We start from the raw sequence: 17915 nt of genomic DNA, 5'->3' as shown, positions 1-17915 counted from the left end.
ACCCATTCTATCAATCACTTGGGAGGATATACCCGAACAGAATCCAAGCTTGATTTTGCAGCAGTTCCTCAAATTGTTGTTACAAAACACAAAAGGCTGACTACGGATACTGAAAAAGTGATCACCGAGACTTTTACTTATGATCATCAGAACAGGCTCTTGGTTCATAAACACAAGATAGATTCCAACCCTGAAGAAATTCTTGCTCAGAATGATTATAATGAACTCTCACAGCTTACTACTAAAAAAGTAGGTGGAATCAGTCTTGGATCACCATTACAGACCATTAATTATCAGTATAATATCAGAGGGTGGATGACGCAAATCAATGATCCGTCAAGTCTTAATGGAAAGTTATTTGGGTATGGGATAAAATATACTAATCCTGTTTATACCAATGCTTCATTAGGGATGTTTAATGGGAATATTTCTGAAATTGATTGGATTTCGTTTAGTGATGCAATTCTAAAAAGATATAATTATCAATATGACCCTTTAAATAGATTGTTAAAAGGTGCTTATTCTGAGCCTAACAATTCTACTCCTCAAAATAATTATTTTAATGAAGAACTTACCTATGATGGCAATGGAAATATCAAAACCTTAAAAAGATTCTCAAAACCTGTCTTTGGAGGAGCTACTGCTGAGAAAATCGATGATTTAATATATAATTATCAAAATGGAAATTTAAGTAATAAACTGGATAAAGTTACCCTGCCATCTGGTGTAGCTAACAATTTTTCAGGTTATAATGCCTTACAAGGAACATTAGAATATGATCTTAATGGTAATATGACCAGTCATCCTGATAAGAAAATAAAAATATTGTATAACTATCTGAATCTTCCTCAATATATTTTAGTTAAAGGGACGATATTTGATACTTCAAATACTAGATATAATTATAGGGCAGATGGAACAAAAATTTCTAAAATATATGATAATAATGGTTTAATAGAAATTAATTATCTTGATGGATTCCAATATGATAATAGGCGTGCACTTGGTACATCAGTATCCTTCTATACAATTCCTACATTGAAATTTGTATCTACTTCAGAAGGGTATTATAATTTTGATGAAAATAAGTATATTTACAATTATGTGGATCATTTAGGAAATGTCAGGTTGAGTTATATGAAAGATGACGAGGGAGCCTTGAAAATTATTGATGAAAACAATTATTATCCTTTTGGATTAAAACATAATGAAGGACCAATATTAAGTGTTTTTGGAGGAACTGCATACAACTACAAGTACAACGGTAAGGAGCTTCAAGAGACGGGAATGTATGATTATGGAGCGAGAATGTATATGCCGGATTTGGGAAGATGGGGTGTTGTAGACCCAAGAAGCCAATATACACATGAAGCTTATAGCTATGTTTGGAATAATCCGATTATGTTTACAGATCCAACGGGAATGCAAGGAGAACAAGTTTCTGATTGGATTACTAATGGAAAAGGTAGTTACAAATGGGATCCTAATGTAACCGGACCAGGAAATACTCCTAAAGGCTGGAAGTATGTTGGCCCCACTGGGAGTTATAGGATTAACGGAGCAACTGTACAGCTTTTAGAAGAGGGGAAAACTTTTACAAATATAGACGAAGTTGCTGTAAAGGGAGCTTCTCCAGTGACAGCAGGTATTGTTCTTTCACAAAATGCTCGCTTTGGGTTGTTTGCTTTTTTAGCGGTTGCTTCATGGTATGTTATCAGTGATTTTGTAGATACAACTCCAACTCAATATGGAACTCGAATTGATCCAATGACATATTCTCCTCATACAATGAACTCTGAATCGGATTCTGGTGATGATAAAGATGTAAATGGTCAAGATGTACCGCAGGAACAAAAAGGAGATGGAAATGGTAAGCCTACTAGAAATGAAAGAATGCAGCAGAAGAAAGCTAAAAATGGTAATCAAGGAAATGATGGTGATAATGAATATAATCAATCTGCAGAACATACAAATGGGGCTAGAGGTTCTACCAAACAAAAACATCAAAATGGTCAAGCAAGAAAAAATAGAGATCAAGGAGGGGAAAAGGGAGATAGAAATAGAAGACGATATAAATAAAATAGTATGAAGGAATATTTTTTAAAGAATCGAAAAGAAAATATTATCGGTAATAGTTTTAAAGAAGGAAAAAATATAACAGGTATAATTTTTAATCCTGTGGACTACGTCTTAGACGGAATAAAATTCATTAATACTGAAAAGATTGAAAATATAAAGGTAGAAACAAATAACTTTAAGGATAAGGTTATGACTGAAAAGTTTCAAATGTATTTTGAAGAACTGCCAAAAAAAATATTTAAGGATAGTAAAATTAGTAATTTTGAAGAATTATTTATAATTATACAATCCTTAGACTTACTATGTGAGTTATCACTTAGTGAAGAAGATGTAGTTTATATAGGTAAAATCATAGGTGTTTATGAAGATTCTATTGATATTGATTTTTTTGATACTGAATGTAAATTAATGGATCAAGCATATGTTGAATATGAGGATATTACTACAGTAACATTATTTTCAGATTATTTGAACAGTTTATCCGAGGTGATGAAAAAGATAAAAACTAGTTAGAATAGGACAATGTATCTTAAGTATATTTATAAAAGAATGACTCTCTGATTGTTAGAGGGTTCTTCTTTTATGAAATGCTTTGAATTTTTCTTTTAACAATAAATAAAAGCATCAAAGAGAGCGAAGACATGCTGGCTATCGTTCTCTTTTATTTTTTGGATGTCAAGGATTTTGGAGACGATATTCTTTTTCAAAAGAACATCAGTAGAACCTACGAGATAATCCAGAGAAATCTCCAAAACTTCCGCCAATTGTGTCGCTATCTCAATAGACGGTTTTACTTCCTCACGTTCATATCTTCCGAAGATAGTACCATGAACACCTACGAGTTTGCCCACTTCGTCCTGCGATATCTTTTTATCTTTTCTTACTTCTGTAAGACGCTTACCAAAAGTTATAGACTATAAATGTATTAAAACAATAGAAAATCAAAGTTTTTACGAATTATAGTTACTAGACTTATACATTGAGATTATTTTGATTTTGTGAAAAATAAGTATATTTACAATTACACAGATTATCTAGGAAATATCCGTTTGAGTTATTTCCATAATGGAAGTGGAGTAGAAGTTCTAGAAGAAAATAATTATTATCCTTTTGGATTGAAGCATGAGGGGTATAATAATTTAGCTGGAAATCGTGCTTATAATTACAAGTACAACGGGAAGGAGCTGCAAACAGAGACGGGGATGTATGTTATGGGACAAGAATGTATATGCCGGATATAGGAAGATGGGGCGTTGTTGACCCACTGGCGGAACAATATCGAAGACATTCTACTTACAATTACGCTGTAAATAATCCGATAAGGTTTATTGATCCCGATGGTCGTGGCGTTAATAGTACCGGAGTGAGAGAAAACAAGGATGGCACATATACTGTTGTAAGTGCAAAAGATGATGGAAATAACGGAATTTATCGAGCAGATAATAAAGGTAATTATGATGTAGAAACATCTGACCATATTGCAAACTCATTAACTCCACGTTCTTTTATGGGAGACGACAATGAAGCTGTTATGGGGGCTGTAATCAGCCCTGGAGATATGAGTGGCAATGATTTTCTTAATGACTTGATGGGATCTAATGAGCCTAATATTATTAAATATATATTGAATGGAAAAGGTAATGAGCTATACGATTTCAAAACCAACGGTCCTGATGGAGAAGTGGGAGGACAGACAAGAGACCTGAGGGAATGACCGTAACACAATATACTTATCGAGGTGTATTATTTTCAGTAGATACGAGAGATAAAACGGATAATGTTACCGTTATCGCTTCAGCCAGAGATATTAGGAATTTTGGAGCAGGTTATATTGCGGGAAATAATGGCTTAACCTGGGGAACAGCAAGAGGGGGATTTGACACTCTTCAAAGTGCACAGGATGGAAAATTGTCTACTGAAGGACAGACAACTCAGCAAGCTCAGAGAGTAGGGCACAATGTCGGATATAAAAAATATAACGATAGACGTGTTAATACTTATAAATCCCAATCATCAAATCCATTACGTGGTCCTAAATAACATTATATGAAAAGAATATTAAAAGCCTTTATTATATTTGTCGCAATTATAGGAATGTTATTTCTTTGGTACGACCAAAGCCGTTCTTTTTTCAAAGCCACCAACGGGAAATCCATTACAATGTGGAAAAGATATGGAGGTACTTGTTATTTGGTACCTGGTAAATATTATGGAGTGACTAAACCAAAAGATGGCTATATAGAAACATCTAACCGTAGTTATCTTACTTTGTATTATAGTAATAAATTACCGAATTTTATTTTATTACGCCAAGAATCAAACTATGATTATAAAGCTTATAACTCGATAGATAAAAAATATTTGTTTGAAGATTATACATCAAATAAAGAAAAGTACAAACCTATTATTTATAAGGAAAATGCAGAAAAATTTTCCGATGTAAATAAAGATGCTTCTTTTTTAAGCATAAATATATTAGAAGGTTATGCTACAGATGGTACAGGCAAAACCCAGAGATAAATAATAAAGGCAACTCAAATTGAGTTGGTTTTGTTGTTTTATAAAATGCTTTGCAACATAGTTTGTTTAAGGAACGCATCCAGGAGTACGAAGACATGCCGTCTATCATTCTCTTTTAGCTTTTGTATATCCAAAATTTTAGCAACAATATTTTTATCCAGTAGAATATCCGTAGACTCTACGAGATAATCCAGAGACACTTCTAGGGCTTCTGCCAATTGTGTAGCCATCTCAATACATGGTTTTATTTCCTCACGCTCATATCTACCGATGACCGCCCCGTGAACACCTACAGGTTTGCCTGCTTTATTCTGTGGCATTTTTCCCCTCACAACCCCTTCCAATTTTTAAATTCACCTTTATTATTATGGTTGACATGTTTTTTTTACTTTTGTACAATTCTAAAAAAAATCTGAAAAATGGAATCCTATACGGAAAGAATACTGATTACAGGTGCTTTGGGACAAATTGGCACCGAGCTTACCAACAGACTTGTTGAAATCCATGGAGCGGAAAACGTTGTTGCTTCAGGACTGGACAGATGGCAGGAGGGAATTACCTCTGCAGGTCATTACGAAAGAATGGATGTTACCAATACTCAATTGGTGAGACAGATTATCCACGATTATGAAATCACTACAGTGTATCACTTAGCGTCATTGCTATCTGGGACGTCAGAAAAGCAGCCTATTTTCGCTTGGAAATTAAATCTTGAACCTCTGCTTCACTTTTGTGAAATGGCGAAAGAAGGACTTCTTAAAAAGATTTTCTGGCCAAGTTCAATCGCTGTATTTGGGAAAGGAATTCCAAAACATGAGGTTGGGCAGGATGTAGTATTAAACCCAACTACAGTTTACGGAATCTCAAAAATGGCAGGGGAGAAGTGGTGTGAATACTATTTCGACAAATATGGAGTAGATGTAAGAAGTATCAGATATCCTGGATTGATCTCATGGAAAACTCCGGCTGGAGGTGGAACTACTGATTATGCAGTTGAAATTTTCTACAAAGCAATCGAAGATGGAAAGTATACAAGCTTTATTTCCGAAGATACAGGAATGCCAATGTTGTATATGGACGATGCAATCAATGCAACTCTGAAATTGATGGATGCTCCTAAAGAAAGTCTGACAGTTCGTTCGTCTTATAACTTAGGTGGAATGTCATTTACACCAAAAGAATTGGCGGAAGAAATCAAGAAAGAAATTCCAGATTTTGCGATTGATTACAAACCGGATTTCAGACAGGCAATTGCAGATTCATGGCCAGCTTCAATTGATGATTCTGTAGCTAAAAAAGACTGGGGATTAACTTATGATTTCGGAATTTCTGAAATGACTAAAGACATGATCAAGAATCTAAAAGTAAAATTAGCTAAGGATTAATTTATGTAAAGCAAAGGTTTAAATAGGCTTTGCTTTAACGTCTGATTTTTAATTAATTATAATTTTTATCTAAAATTAAATTTAAATGATATTATTGACTTTCAACATTACAAATATTGACGCTGATGCAAAACACGGCTCCCAAATTACTGATGAAGAGAGATTGAAAATCATAGCAGAGAATGCAAAAGCTATTCTTAGAATTTTAGATATTCATGATACAAAAGCAAGCTTTTTTGTGGAGGTTTCTCTTACGGAAAAATTGCAGAATCTTATAAAAGCAATTTCATCCAAAGGGCATGAAATTGCTTTTTATAATAAAGATTCAAATCTGGAAAAAATAGAAAATGCCAAGAAGAATATTCAGGGTCTTCTGGAAAAACAGATCAGGGGAATTCGTCAGAAAGATGTAAAAATTCCACAGCAAGATCTGAAGCTTTTGGAGTTTAATTATGTTTCCAATATTGACAATGCTAATATCCTTTTTCCGTTCAAACGTCTCAAAAGAGATACTGTGATTTCCGAGGAAGACGGATTGAGTATTGTTCCGGAAAGTATCTCTCCTTACAGTCAGTTGCCTTACAATGATTTTGTATTTCAGATTCTACCGATGAAGTATTACCAGAATATGGTTTTGGAAACTTTACAGAATGAAGAATTTGTTTTGATCTATCTTAATGCCTGGCAGTTTACAGATTTTAAGAAGCATCGTCTTGATATTCCTTTTTACAGAAGCTTATTTTCAGGCAAAAAAATGGAGGACAAACTAGATGCCCTCCTTAGCTTTATCAACGAGAAAGATATGGCTACTTCCCGTATGAAAGATTATATTTTTTAGGTATTGGTTGTAGATAGTAGGTAGCTGGAATAAGAGACTATTAGGGTGTTATTTCTCAAAATATCGATATTTCATTTCTTAACTGTTAACATTGAATATTACACTTAAAAAAAACTCGCAACCAAACAACCAGCAGCTCATAATTCGCATCCTGAATCCTGAACCTCTAACTTAGTTCAAAAAGAGTAATCTCGGGCAATACTCCAACTCTTCCCGGATATCCCAATACTCCAAACCCTCTGTTTACATACAGTAATTTTCCTTCACTTTCATAAAGATCTGCCCATTTTGGATAACGATACTGAACTGGTGACCATTTTACATTTTTAAGGTCTAAACCAAACTGCATTCCGTGAGTGTGACCGGAAAGTGTCAGATGGATATCTTTTGGGTGCTTTTTTACCACATAATCAAAGTGAGTAGGGTCATGACTCATTAAAATCTTTGTCGCGGATTCAGGAACTCCTTTTAAAGCCTCATCAATCTTCCCGAATTGTGGGAAAGGTTTTAATCCCCAGTTTTCAACCCCAAGGATATAAAGCATTTCTCCGTTTTTCTCAATGATTCGGTGCTCGTTTCTCAACATGTCAAAACCAGCCTGCTTTTCATAATTAATCAGGGTATCAAGATTTTTCTTCTTAGCATCAGGGGACTCCCATGTAACATAATCTCCGTAATCGTGGTTTCCTAATACCGCAAACTTGCCATCTTTAGCTTTGATTTGAGAAAATAAAGGAATGAATGGTTTGAACTCATCAGCGACATTATTTACCATATCACCGGTAAATAAAACAAGATCCGGCTTTTGTTCATTGATCAGATCTACGGCGTGTTGTAATTTACTTGGATCAGCAAAGCTTCCACTGTGAACATCAGATATCTGTATGATTTTGTATCCTTTGAAACTTTTGGGAAGTTTAGGGAACTTTACTTTTACCTTTCTTACTTTATGACGATATTTTCCAAACGTAATTCCGTCTATGAAAAGAGCTGAAAGGACTCCACTCATTCCAAGTCCCACCAGACTCAGAAACTTCCTTCTCTCCGGAAAGAAATTTTCCGAGGGTTTGGCAAAGCCAATCAAATAGCCTCCAGTTCTGATAATATCATCAATTAATAAAAACAGAACCACGAAGATTTTTGGAAGAATAAAAATCAAAAACAATGAAATCATGATCTGAGCCCTTGCCGTACTTCTGTCTGATCTTTGGAAATGGGAGACTTCGTAGGCGAAAATTCCATACACAGCTAACGATATCACCCAGTATCCGATCCTGATCCAGGAATTATAGGTAAGCGTTCTGATAGCCTGATAAATATACACTTCCAAAAACAGGAAGATTCCAGCGATAATTAAAAGATTCTTTTGCATGTTCTGATAAAAAAAGCACAAAGAATAACTTCCCTGTGCTTTTATATTTTTTTAGTTTATTAAATATTTTTAAGGAAATCTGTAAACGATAGCATTGATGTTCATTCCGGCACCTACCGAAGTCATCACAATGTTACCTTTATCCTTAAACGTTTGACTTTGCATTTTTCCTTTAATTATTAAATCATACATCGTAGGAATTGTTGCAACAGACGTATTTCCAAGGTCTTGAATAGTCATTGGAGAAATGGCGTGATCATATTCTTTCACATCATAAAGTCTGTGAAGTCTTTCGATCATAGCATAATCCATCTTAGCATTTGCCTGGTGAATAAGGATTTTATCGATGTCTTCTATAGAAAGACCTGCATCCGTAATGGTATCTTTGATCGCTACAGGAACATTTTTAAGAGCGTATTCGTAGATTTTTCTACCTAACATTCTTACATATAAACGTTTTTGATCTACTTCTTTATTGATAGAAGGTTGGTTTTCAAGATAGTTTAATTCAGGACCATTATCACAGATTGTGTTGTGAGCGATGATTCCTACGTTTTCTTCATCTGTAGCTTTTACAACTACTGCACCGGCACCGTCAGCAAAGATCATTCTGTTTCTGTCATATGGATCTGTTACACGGCTTAGAGTCTCAGCTCCAATAATAAGGATAGTTTTGGCAACTTTAGCTTTAATCAAGTTGTCTGCTAAAATCATACCTTCTACCCACCCCGGGCATCCGAAAATCATGTCATACGTTACACATTTTCTGTTTTTGATTCCTAGTTTATTCTTAACTCTAGCTGCCATTGTTGGCATGAAGTCAGCGTATCCGTTCTCAGTAACCTCCCCGAAATTACTCGCGTAAATAATATAATCCAGTTCTTCGCCATCTACTTTTGCGTCCTCAAGGGCAATTTTTGCGGCTTCATAACCGATCTGTGAATTGGAAAGATCATCCTCAATGAATCTCCTGTTTTCGATTTCTGTAATTTCTACAAACTTCGCAATGGTCTCTTCCACAGGCTTTTCAATCTTTACTCCGTCTTCAGTATAGAACTCGGAATTCATGAAGTAATCTCTACCAATAACTCTGTTCGGAATATAAGATCCAGAGCCAATAATGATCGTATTCGGCATTCGTTTATATGATTTTTTTAAAGATGCAAAGTTAATAATTAATATTAATAACAGAGAATTAAAAATATTATTAAATTTGCAAAAATTGTACTTTACAATCTATGAAAAACAACCCATCCTTAAAAGGCTTACTCATTGCAGCTGTGGTATTTATCCTTGCCTTTGGGATCTACTTCCTTTTTTTAGCCAAGAAGAATTATTATGTTGTAGATAATCCTACCCCGAATACGTATTACTTTAAAATCAATAACGGTTCTGAAGGAATCATATCAGCGGGGCAGTATGTGCATGTGGATTTGAATAAGGGAAAAAACTCTATTCAGGTTTTCGATCAGAATAAAAAAATGCTGTATGATTCGGCATTTGAAGTAAACAAACTACGTGGTTTGCTGAATATTGCACATCAGGATTACTATGTGAATGACCAGTACTACGGGTATAACCTTAAAAAAGATTCGCTATTGATGGCTCTTGATAAGACTGTCATAGACGGAAAGGATTACCTCGGAGGAGCAAAGCGTTTCAATAAGCTTTACACAGAAGATTTTTATTACAATGTAGATGAAGATTATGACAAAGTGATCAAGAATATCCAGAAAGTGGAGTCAAGATCAAAAGTCTTCAGAAAGCAGGATTACCTAAATTATTATAAAGAATATTACAAGTTTTAAGTTTTGACAAAAGATATCACTAAAGTTACTCCCTACAATTCAGAGGCTACAAAGAAAAGCCAAGTAGAGGATATGTTTGACAACATTGCACCGAAGTATGACCTTCTGAACCATGTTTTATCCATGAAAATTGACGTTTTATGGAGAAATAAATTGGTAAGATGGATGAAAAATGATAATCCGCAGGAAGTGCTGGATGTGGCTACAGGAACGGGAGATCTGGCAATTACCATTGAAAAAGGAACCGGTTCAAAAGTAGTTGGTTTAGATTTATCACAACAAATGCTCAATGTTGGCGTTATTAAAATAAAAAAACTTAAATTAGACGGCAAAATTTCCATGCAAAAAGGAGATGCAGAAAATTTACCTTTCGAGGACAATAGATTTGATGCTGTTTCCGTTGCATTTGGAGTAAGGAATTTTGAGAACCTTCCCAAAGGGTTGGCAGAGTTAAGAAGAGTAGTTAAAGATAACAAGAGTGTTTATATACTGGAGTTTTCAAAGGTTGAGGGTTTGATGGGACCATTTTATATGTTTTATTTCAAAAATATATTACCTGCAATAGGTAGGTTGGTTTCCAAAGATAATAGGGCGTATACATACCTTCCGGATTCTGTAAATGCTTTTCCTTTCGGGGAGAAGATGAAGCAAATTCTTTTAGATACGGGATTTAAGAAAGTTGAATATAAAAAATTAAGTTTAGGTATAGCCACAATTTATAAAGCAACAAAGTAACCTATGAATAAATTTCTATTAAAAGCACTGGTTTTAACCTCAGTAAATGTTGCCGTTTTTGCAAACGCGCAATTTAGAAACCGTAACAGAATGGATAAGTTGGAAGATTTCGACGAACAAAAATTCAGTTGGGGGTTTTATTTGAACGGGAATAAACTAGACTACCGAATTGTACTGCATCCAAGATATGGAATGCATGAAAATGAAAACCTTGTTACCTCTAAGGAAAGTTACAGTTTCGGTGCTGGGCTTATTGCAAAATGGAGACTCAACGACTATCTTGATGTAAGATTAGAACCGGGATTACAGTTTGCACAGAGACAGTTGACTTTTAATACACAATCTAATGACATCTACGCCGGCGGATCTTTAACGAATCCTCCTTTTATGCCGATTCCTCTACAGGAAAAAGATAAAGTAAGAGAAATCAAATCTACGTTGGTAGATATTCCGGTGTTATTAGAACTTCATGGGATGAGATGGTATAATTCAAGACCCTATATTGCTGCCGGGGTAAACTATATCGTAAACCTACAGTCTAATGCTACATCTACGGATGATAACATGCAGGGAATTTTCAGATCAACGACGCATAACTTTGCATGGTCTGCAGAAATGGGGATTCAGTTTTATTTCAACAAATTTAAACTGACTCCGGCAATCAGAGGTACATTCTTAATGAACAATGAGAAAGTGGCAGATAACGCTACCACACCTCCTTATTGGGCTTCTGCAATTTCTACACTACAGACAAGAGCGGTAATGTTTGTACTGAAATTTGAATAAGAAAATATCACATTAAAAATACATAGGAGGTGCTTTTGCATCTCCTTTTTTGTTTACACCTCAAAATATAGGACGTTTTATTTTTGTTAGTGTTAATATTTTTTTATTTTTGCTTCTAGTTAGAATATACAAACCTGAAATGCTTCAAGATTTAGAAAACAATTTTTCAGAATTAGAGAGAAAAATTTCGACTCTGCAAAAGAACTATAAAAGTCTTACAGAAAACTTAGCAGAATTAAATATTGAGCATGAAGAGTTGAAGAAGAAGTATGATGAGGAAAGAAGAAGAAATCAGGTATTAGCAGAAGAACAAAAAAATATAAAACTTTATTCAGCAATATCAGGAAATCCTGAACACAATAGATTAATGAAGAACCATATCAACAGATTGGTAAAAGAAATTGATTTCTGTATTGCTCAGCTTCAAAACAGTGGATTATAATGGAGGTAAGGAGAATAACCGTCAATATTGCAGGAAGAGTATATCCGCTGAACGTACCGGCAGCAGAGGAAGAAACTTTGCGTAAAGTAGGGAAGCAGATCGAGAATATGATTAAAGATTTTGAACAGAACTTCGATGTAAGAGATAAACAGGATGCTTTGGCTATGTGTGCCCTGAAACTGGGAACCAATGCAGAAGTAGTTTCTCTTAACTACGAGAAAAATATTAATTCAACCAACGAAAGATTACAACAGATCAATCAATCGTTGAATGAAATCGGGAAATAGATTTTTTTTCCTGAAACAAACTGCCTACAATGATTCTAACACATTAAAGGTAAACTCAACGCTAAACAATTACCGAACAAATGTCCTCTGAATGGCGTGCCGGTCTTCCGGATTACAGACAGTGGAAATCAGTTCAAATCGTGTTGATTAGGAGTTTACTCTCAATCTCTGGATTATTGTGGGCTTTTTTTATTTTAAAGGATATGAATACAATTAAAACTCAATATAAATTATGATAGAAGTTATAGTAGGTGTTGTTTGTTTGGTAATCGGGGCTGCCGTAGGAATGGTTTTTTCCAGAAGCTCTCTGAATACTAAAGCAAAATTCATCATAGATGATGCCAAGAAAAACGCCGAAAACCTTATAGAAAAAGCTAACGTTCAAGCTGAATCCACAAAGAAAGAAAAGAATCTTCAGGCTAAGGAAAAATTCCTAGAATTGAAATCTCAGCACGATGCAGACATTCAGTCACGTGAGAAAAAAATGCAGGAAGCTGAAAAAAGAACGAAGGATAAAGAACACAAGCTGAATGACGAACTTAGCAAGACAGGAAAACTTGAGAAAGACCTTGACAGACAGATTGCAGACTACGCTAAGAAAAACGAAATCTTAGAAAGAAAACAACAGGAATTAGATACAGCTACCGCTAAAAAAGTAGAAATACTTGAAAAAATCTCTAATTATACAGCAGAGGAAGCTAAAGCAGAACTGGTAGAAACCATGAAAGCTGAAGCTAAAACAAGAGCACAGGCACATGTTCAGAGCATCATGGAAGAAGCTCAGATGAATGCTAAAAACGAAGCGAGAAAGATCGTTATCCAAACCATTCAGAGAATCGGAACCGAGCAGGCAATCGAAAATTCAGTATCAGTATTCAACATTGAATCTGATGAAGTAAAAGGTAGAATTATCGGTAGAGAAGGTAGAAATATCCGTGCTTTAGAAGCTGTAACAGGAGTGGAAATTATTGTTGATGATACCCCTGAAGCAATCCTTCTTTCATGTTTCGATCCGGTAAGAAGAGAGATCGCAAGATTATCACTTCACAGATTGGTTACCGATGGTAGAATTCACCCGGCAAGAATCGAGGAAGTAGTAGAAAAGACAAGAAAACAAATCGAAGAAGAAATCATTGAAGTAGGAAAGAGAACGATTATTGATTTAGGAATCCACGGATTACACCCTGAATTGATCAAGATCGTAGGTAGAATGAAATACCGTTCATCTTACGGACAAAACTTATTACAGCACTCAAGAGAAGTAGCAAACATCGCTGCAACAATGGCTGCCGAATTAGGATTAAACGTTAAACTGGCTAAGAGAGCAGGTCTATTACACGATATCGGTAAAGTCCCTGAGCAGGAATCAGAATTACCACACGCTTTACTAGGAATGCAATGGGCTGAGAAATACGGTGAAAATCCAGAGGTTGTAAATGCAATCGGAGCTCACCACGATGAGATTGAAATGAAGTCTCTATTATCTCCGATCATTCAGGTAGCAGATGCTATCTCAGGAGCAAGACCGGGAGCAAGAAGACAAGTATTGGAATCTTATATCCAGAGATTAAAAGATCTTGAATCTGCAGCATTAAGCTTTGATGGAGTATCCAGCGCTTACGCAATTCAGGCAGGTAGAGAATTAAGAGTAATGGTAGAAAGTGGAAAAGTAAACGACGAAGTAGCTTCCCAACTATCTTACGACATCTCTGAAAAGATCCAGAACGAACTTACTTATCCTGGACAGGTAAAAGTAACAGTGATCAGAGAAACGAGAGCTGTTAATATTGCAAGATAATAATCGAATCAAGATATTTTATAAAAACCTTTCAAGAAATTGAAAGGTTTTTTATTTTTATCAAAACTTAAAAATGCAAGAACTGACACTATCTTCAAAACTGAAGTACATTTTCTCTATTCCCGTTATTATTTCCGCCTTAGGTTATTTTGTAGATATCTACGACCTCCTTTTATTTGGAATCGTCAGGATCCCCAGTTTGAAGGCTTTAGGGCTTAATCCCGATGCTGATGGAACCTTTATTCTCAACTGCCAGATGGTAGGATTACTTCTCGGAGGTATATTCTGGGGAGTCTTCGGAGATAAAAAAGGAAGACTTTCCGTACTTTTTGGTTCCATTTTGGTCTACTCATTAGCCAATATTGCCTGCGGTTTTTTACCTTATTTTCCAAAAGAGCATTTAGAGTATCAATATGCCGGTTTAAGGTTTATTGCTGGAATAGGTTTAGCTGGAGAGCTTGGAGCCGGAATTACACTTGTTTCTGAAAGTCTGCCGAAGAATTTAAGGGCTATTGGAACCTCTGTTGTGGCTGGGTTTGGATTAATGGGAGCCGTTGTGGCACAATTAACAGTAGAATTAGCAGGAGGATGGAATATTTCCTACATCATAGGTGGTGTAATGGGAATTATGCTGTTGATACTGAGAATAAGCGTATCAGAATCCGGAATTTACAAGAATATTGAACATAAAAACGTCTCCAAAGGAAATTTTCTCTCCTTTTTCACAAATAAAGACAGACTCATAAGATACCTGAAATGTATTGCCGTAGGATTACCTACCTGGTATTGTATAGGAATTTTAGCTGTTTTAGCTAATCAATTTGCACCCGAATTTGGTATAAAAGATATAAGCCCCGGAAAAGCAATTATGTGGGCGTATGTAGGGATTTCTGTTGGGGATCTGATGAGTGGTTTTATTTCCCACGCTTTAAAATCCCGAAAGATGGCGATATTTTATATGCTGCTGTTTACTTTGGTTGGTGTCATAATTATGCTGTTTGGAAACACAGATACAGAAACAAAATATTATATGTTTTGCGTATGGCTGGGACTTGGAACAGGCTATTGGGCAATGTTTGTAACCCTTGCGGCAGAGCAGTTCGGGACGAATATCAGAAATACGGCAACCACTACAGTTCCGAATATGGTAAGAGGATTAGTGCCGGTAATGATCCTTGTATTCGATTCCCTTAAAGGTAGTTTTTCTGTCGTGGTAAGTGCTGCTATTGTAGGAATAGTGGTCTTTGGTCTGGCATTTTATTCTTCATGGACAATCTCCGAAACTCATGATAAAGATCTTGAATTTACAGAGTAATTTATATTTTGTTTAATAATAATTTATTCATTTGTCCTGATTTTAGATATTTTAATTTAGTTTAAATCAATTGTTTAGTTAAATTTATATTAAAATATGTTGCGTGTAATTAATATTTGTTTAACTTTGAAAGGTAACTAAAACTATATTGTTTCATCCAAAAACCAATCACATGAACATTATTAAAAACGCTAAAAAATTAAGAAAAGAAGACCTTAAAAGTATTACAGGAGGTATTGGAAAAATTGGTACTCCGGAGACATCACTTTGCGGATGTAGCTGTACTGGAGCTGTAACAGGACCTAAATACTGTGTTGAGCTGATCTCATGTCCACAGGTAATGACCTGCTAATTTGTCTGGCATTCAGAATTTCAATTTGAAATAAACATTTCCACATTTAAATAGGCGGCACCCTCTTGATCTCTTGAGGGTGCCGCTGTTTTTTAATGAATGATATAAAGTAAACTTCCGATACTAATAACAACCCAAAGAAGTACAGCACTAAGCAAAGGTTTAAAACCTATACTTTTTAACGTCTGAATTGAAAGGGTAGAACCGATAAAAAATAATGTCAGGTTTAATCCGGATTTTGCAACAGAAGTTATAGCTGTGCTGAATTTATCCATAAAAGGGAAATAAGTATTCAGAAGAATCGCAATAATGAAATATCCTATGAACCAAGGAATTTTTACTTTTGAATCCTTACTTTTAAAAATAAACATTGTAATCAATGATACCGGGATAATCCATAAAGCACGTGCAAGCTTCACTGTTGTGGCTATTTTTAAAGCTTCATTTCCATATTTGCTGGCTGCTCCAACCACAGAGCTTGTATCATGAATTCCAACCGCACACCAAAGCCCAAACTGTTCCTGTGAAAGATTCAGAAGGTGCCCGATTGCCGGATAAATGAATAAAGCAATAGAATTTAGAGTAAAAACAATTGCTAGAGCCAACGAAATCTGCTTTGTGCTAGGTTTAATGATCGGAGCAACGGCAGCAATGGCACTCCCTCCACAAATAGCAGTTCCTGCTGACAAAAGGTAAGAAAGTGGTCTTTCCAGTTTGAATATTTTCCCCAGAACATAACCAAGAAGCATTACTGTGACAATACTGATAACCGTCAGTACTAATCCTGTTTTTCCGGCATGCAGCGCCTCATCCAGTTTTAATCCAAAACCTAATCCCACAATCGAAATCTGCAAAAGCAAATGGATATATTGATGAAGTTGTTTTTCAAAAGGATTACCCATAAAGACAGCCAATATAAAACCTAAAGCCAATGCGATCGGGGAAGATATCAGAGGCGTCAGGCACAAAATAGCCAGTCCTATAAAAATTATTTTTTTGTTTGATTCATTTTGAATGAAATCTTTCATATTGCGAACTTTTAAATCTGAAGCAAAATTCGACAATATGTTATTACAAAGTAAATTGTATTTTGTTATATTGAATAACTAAAAGTTATAATGAAAAAGATAAAAGATATTGTTGCTAAAATTCAATAATTGCTTAGTAATATCAATAGGGTTGGGCTTTAGCCCGACCAAATAAAAATAAACATTCCATTGGCTTTAGCCAAAACCTAAAAAATAATACGTTTTTAATCAAATTAAAACATACAACAGTTGTTGAAACTACTCTGCAAATCTTAAAAACAACTCTATAAGCTCAGATTGTTCACCCTTGGGAAGTATAAAATGAAAATCCCTCTCGATACTGAAGTTTTTAATATCTATAACGGTAAGAACATTGTTTTTAAGCTCATTCAGGATCGTACTGATGGATAGAAATGCCATACAATCAGAATGAAGAAGATAATTTTTGATACTTTCACTGCTCCCAAGCTGAATAACAGTATTTAATTCATGAATGTTAACTCCTTTTTCCTTTAATCGATTTTGTATAAACTCAAGAGTTCCTGAACCTTGTTCGCGGAATATCAGATTAAGGTCGGAAAGATCTTTTATATTTAAAGTTTTGTGAGCTAGAGGATGATCTGATTTTGCAGTCAGAACAATTTCATCCTCTTTGAACGTTTTGTAATCAAAGTATGACGATTGAGATTCACCCTCAATAATCCCAAGATCTATTTTTTCCTCCTTTAATAAGGTAGAAATAGCTTCAGTATTTCCTGTTAAAAGCTCAATTTTAATATCCTTGTAATAGGAATTGAATTTTGCTAAAATTTCAGGTAAAATGTATTGCGCAACCGTAGTACTGGCTCCGATAATCAATTTTCCTTTATGCTGTTGGTTGATCTGACTGATCTCAAATTCCAGATCACGGTATATATTTCGGATCTTTTCAGCATATTCATACAGGATCTTTCCACTTTGGGTAAGCTGGATAGAAGTTCCTTTTCTGTCAAACAATTTTGTTTCCAGCTGAACCTCAATTTCCTTAATGTGCTTTGTAACCGCCGGCTGTGAGATATGAAGCTCTTCGGAAGCTTTGGTAAAACTTAATCTGGTAGCCACCGTATGGAAAACTTTTAACCTGTAATCGAACATGAGGCAAAAATACGGATTATAGTTGTATTTTGAGTA

General features: G+C 35.1%; 21 protein-coding genes. 15 read left to right on the top strand and 6 right to left on the bottom strand.

From position 1 onward, the window contains the following. A partial coding sequence (locus BW983_RS14690; protein ID WP_317048123.1) for an RHS repeat-associated core domain-containing protein occupies positions 1 to 2079 on the top strand: 2079 nt, incomplete at its 5' end. Positions 2080 to 2085: 6 nt separating this feature from the next. Then, positions 2086 to 2592, top strand: a complete 507-nt coding sequence (locus BW983_RS14685; protein ID WP_076552641.1) for a hypothetical protein — start codon at positions 2086 to 2088, stop codon at positions 2590 to 2592. Between the two features lie 92 nt (positions 2593 to 2684). On the opposite strand, the gene BW983_RS14680 is transcribed toward BW983_RS14685, so the two are convergent. Then, positions 2685 to 2990: a helix-turn-helix domain-containing protein gene (locus BW983_RS14680; RefSeq protein ID WP_076552640.1), complete on the bottom strand. Its 306-nt coding sequence runs from the start codon at positions 2988 to 2990 to the stop codon at positions 2685 to 2687. A 317-nt stretch (positions 2991 to 3307) separates the two neighbouring features. Here BW983_RS14680 and BW983_RS24575 point away from each other — a divergent pair, with 317 nt between their 5' ends. The 3 genes from BW983_RS24575 to BW983_RS14660 are packed head-to-tail and all read left to right on the top strand — an operon-like array spanning position 3308 to position 4599. After that, positions 3308 to 3793, top strand: coding sequence for an RHS repeat-associated core domain-containing protein (locus BW983_RS24575; RefSeq protein WP_394333189.1), 486 nt, complete (start codon positions 3308 to 3310; stop codon positions 3791 to 3793). Then, on the top strand, positions 3790 to 4119 hold the full coding sequence (locus tag BW983_RS14665; protein WP_076552637.1) for a hypothetical protein: 330 nt from the start codon (positions 3790 to 3792) through the stop codon (positions 4117 to 4119). Before BW983_RS24575 ends, BW983_RS14665 begins: the two co-directional genes overlap by 4 nt. A gap of 6 nt (positions 4120 to 4125) precedes the next feature. After that, a complete protein-coding gene (locus BW983_RS14660) occupies positions 4126 to 4599 on the top strand; it encodes a hypothetical protein (protein ID WP_139329283.1) in 474 nt (157 codons plus the stop codon). Positions 4600 to 4637: 38 nt separating this feature from the next. On the opposite strand, the gene BW983_RS14655 is transcribed toward BW983_RS14660, so the two are convergent. After that, positions 4638 to 4919, bottom strand: a complete 282-nt coding sequence (locus BW983_RS14655; protein ID WP_076552635.1) for a helix-turn-helix domain-containing protein — start codon at positions 4917 to 4919, stop codon at positions 4638 to 4640. A 99-nt stretch (positions 4920 to 5018) separates the two neighbouring features. Between BW983_RS14655 and BW983_RS14650 the strand changes: the two genes are divergently transcribed. Beyond that, positions 5019 to 5984: an NAD-dependent epimerase/dehydratase family protein gene (locus BW983_RS14650; RefSeq protein ID WP_076552634.1), complete on the top strand. Its 966-nt coding sequence runs from the start codon at positions 5019 to 5021 to the stop codon at positions 5982 to 5984. An 85-nt stretch (positions 5985 to 6069) separates the two neighbouring features. Beyond that, positions 6070 to 6822: a polysaccharide deacetylase family protein gene (locus tag BW983_RS14645; RefSeq protein WP_076552633.1), complete on the top strand. Its 753-nt coding sequence runs from the start codon at positions 6070 to 6072 to the stop codon at positions 6820 to 6822. A gap of 166 nt (positions 6823 to 6988) precedes the next feature. On the opposite strand, the gene BW983_RS14640 is transcribed toward BW983_RS14645, so the two are convergent. Further along, positions 6989 to 8194, bottom strand: a complete 1206-nt coding sequence (locus BW983_RS14640) for a metallophosphoesterase (RefSeq protein ID WP_076552632.1) — start codon at positions 8192 to 8194, stop codon at positions 6989 to 6991. Positions 8195 to 8263: 69 nt separating this feature from the next. Then, on the bottom strand, positions 8264 to 9331 hold the full coding sequence (locus tag BW983_RS14635) for a 3-oxoacyl-ACP synthase III family protein (RefSeq protein WP_076552631.1): 1068 nt from the start codon (positions 9329 to 9331) through the stop codon (positions 8264 to 8266). Between the two features lie 101 nt (positions 9332 to 9432). Between BW983_RS14635 and BW983_RS14630 the strand changes: the two genes are divergently transcribed. From BW983_RS14630 to BW983_RS14595, 8 genes are all read left to right on the top strand, one after another. Next, positions 9433 to 10002: a hypothetical protein gene (locus BW983_RS14630; protein WP_076552630.1), complete on the top strand. Its 570-nt coding sequence runs from the start codon at positions 9433 to 9435 to the stop codon at positions 10000 to 10002. 3 nt (positions 10003 to 10005) lie between these two features. Next, entirely contained in the window at positions 10006 to 10737 is a 732-nt protein-coding gene (ubiE, locus tag BW983_RS14625) for a bifunctional demethylmenaquinone methyltransferase/2-methoxy-6-polyprenyl-1,4-benzoquinol methylase UbiE (RefSeq protein WP_076552629.1), read from the top strand. A 3-nt stretch (positions 10738 to 10740) separates the two neighbouring features. Next, positions 10741 to 11523, top strand: coding sequence for a type IX secretion/gliding motility protein PorT/SprT (gene porT / locus BW983_RS14620; RefSeq protein ID WP_076552628.1), 783 nt, complete (start codon positions 10741 to 10743; stop codon positions 11521 to 11523). 139 nt (positions 11524 to 11662) lie between these two features. Next, positions 11663 to 11965: a hypothetical protein gene (locus BW983_RS14615; RefSeq protein ID WP_065393881.1), complete on the top strand. Its 303-nt coding sequence runs from the start codon at positions 11663 to 11665 to the stop codon at positions 11963 to 11965. Further along, positions 11965 to 12252, top strand: coding sequence for a cell division protein ZapA (locus BW983_RS14610; RefSeq protein WP_045495179.1), 288 nt, complete (start codon positions 11965 to 11967; stop codon positions 12250 to 12252). The genes BW983_RS14615 and BW983_RS14610 overlap by 1 nt, the downstream gene beginning before the upstream one ends. Positions 12253 to 12484: 232 nt before the next feature. Then, on the top strand, positions 12485 to 14050 hold the full coding sequence (rny, locus tag BW983_RS14605; protein WP_076552627.1) for a ribonuclease Y: 1566 nt from the start codon (positions 12485 to 12487) through the stop codon (positions 14048 to 14050). 73 nt (positions 14051 to 14123) lie between these two features. Continuing rightward, positions 14124 to 15365: an MFS transporter gene (locus BW983_RS14600; RefSeq protein ID WP_076552626.1), complete on the top strand. Its 1242-nt coding sequence runs from the start codon at positions 14124 to 14126 to the stop codon at positions 15363 to 15365. A gap of 172 nt (positions 15366 to 15537) precedes the next feature. Then, the gene (locus BW983_RS14595; RefSeq protein ID WP_076552625.1) at positions 15538 to 15717 is read left to right on the top strand and encodes a hypothetical protein; all 180 of its coding nucleotides are present in this window, start codon (positions 15538 to 15540) and stop codon (positions 15715 to 15717) included. Positions 15718 to 15809: 92 nt separating this feature from the next. On the opposite strand, the gene BW983_RS14590 is transcribed toward BW983_RS14595, so the two are convergent. Both BW983_RS14590 and BW983_RS14585 read right to left on the bottom strand, forming a co-directional pair. Further along, complete coding sequence (locus BW983_RS14590) at positions 15810 to 16745, bottom strand: YeiH family protein (RefSeq protein ID WP_076552624.1); 936 nt, start codon at positions 16743 to 16745, stop codon at positions 15810 to 15812. Between the two features lie 258 nt (positions 16746 to 17003). Beyond that, positions 17004 to 17879, bottom strand: coding sequence for a LysR family transcriptional regulator (locus BW983_RS14585; protein ID WP_076552623.1), 876 nt, complete (start codon positions 17877 to 17879; stop codon positions 17004 to 17006). Positions 17880 to 17915 lie beyond the last annotated feature (36 nt).

Source organism: Chryseobacterium ureilyticum, assembly GCF_900156735.1.
GTDB lineage: Bacteria > Bacteroidota > Bacteroidia > Flavobacteriales > Weeksellaceae > Chryseobacterium > Chryseobacterium ureilyticum.
The sequence above is the reverse complement of the archived record's forward strand: the minus strand, read 5'-3'. Positions and strand labels throughout refer to the sequence as shown.